The sequence below is a fragment of the Streptomyces sp. LS1784 genome (assembly GCF_020103755.1).
GTDB lineage: Bacteria > Actinomycetota > Actinomycetes > Streptomycetales > Streptomycetaceae > Kitasatospora.
This window is the reverse complement of sequence record NZ_JAHSQD010001095.1, coordinates 1-1,159: the sequence shown is the minus strand read 5'-3', so window position 1 is coordinate 1,159 and position 1,159 is coordinate 1. Positions and strand designations below refer to the sequence as shown.

Here is a 1,159-nt window from a genome sequence, read left to right as displayed (position 1 = left end):
CCACCCCCGCCGCCCCGCGCAGCGGACTCGCCCCAGCCGTCGAGACCCTCCTCGCCGACCTCGGCCTCCCCGGCCCCACCGACCCCGGCCCGCGCGACCTGCGCCTCGACCCGCTGCGCAGCGACCTCGACCGCCGCCGCGAAATCCTGCTGCACCGCCTCACCGTCTGCGAGGTCCCCTACGCCGAACCCGTCGCCACCACCGGCGCCGGCGGCACCGACACCCTCGGCACCCGCTGGCGCCTGCACTGGACGCCCGCCACCGCCGCCATGCTCACCGTCGCCGGCACCCGCGGCGTCACCCCCGCCCAGGCGGCCGAAGGCGCCCTGCGCGCCCGCCTCTCCGACCAGCCGACCTCGCGCGAGATCATCGACGGCCTCACCGCTGCCGCCTCCTGCGCCCTCCCCACCCTCGCCGAGACCCGCCTCACCCAACTCACCGCCGTCCTCCCCGCCTCCGCCACCCTCTCCGACCTCCTCGACGCCCTCGCCCTCCTCGACCGCCTGGCCGCGGGGCACTTCCCGGGCTTCGCCCCAGGGGGAGGTACCGATCCCGGCCCGCTCTCCGGGCCAACGGGCCGGCCCGTCCTCGCCGCGGCCGGCGAGGTGCTCACCGGTGCCGCCGTGCGGCAGTTGGAGGGGCTGGGCGGGTCGGACGATCCGCAGGACGCGCGGGCGCTGGTGGAGCTGGTGCGGCGGGCGGACCGGCTCGGCGGGGTCCGGCTGGCGTACGTGCTGGCCGAACTCGCCGAGCACGGGAGCCCGTTGGTACGGGGTGCGGCCGGTGCGGTGCGGGTGCTGCTCGGGCAGGAGCCGGCCGACGTGCTGGGCGGCCGGGCCGCATCCTGGGTGGACGGCGCGACCGGTCCCGAGGCGCGACAGACGCTCGGACGGGCGCTGGTCGGTCTGCTGACGGCTGCGGAGGGGCTGTTCGACTCCGCGCCGCAGGCGCTGGAACCGGTGCTGGAGCGGGTCACCTCGTTGCCCGACGATGCCTTCCTGGACCGGCTGCCCGCGTTGCGCGGAGGGTTCGACACGCTCAGCCCGGCCGCCCGGGACCGGCTGCTGGCCCTGGTCGAGGAGCGCCTGGGCACCCGGCTCGCCGCGCTGCCCGAGGAGGCCGGGCCCGCCGTGCTCGCCGGCTGGGTGCGCGCGGACCT

The 1,159-nt window shown here is 78.3% G+C and carries 1 protein-coding gene; it reads left to right on the top strand.

The window, feature by feature from the left end; all coding sequences use genetic code 11:
* On the top strand, positions 1-1,159 hold a 1,159-nt coding region (locus tag KS423_RS45890; RefSeq protein WP_224285574.1), incomplete at both ends, for a DUF5682 family protein.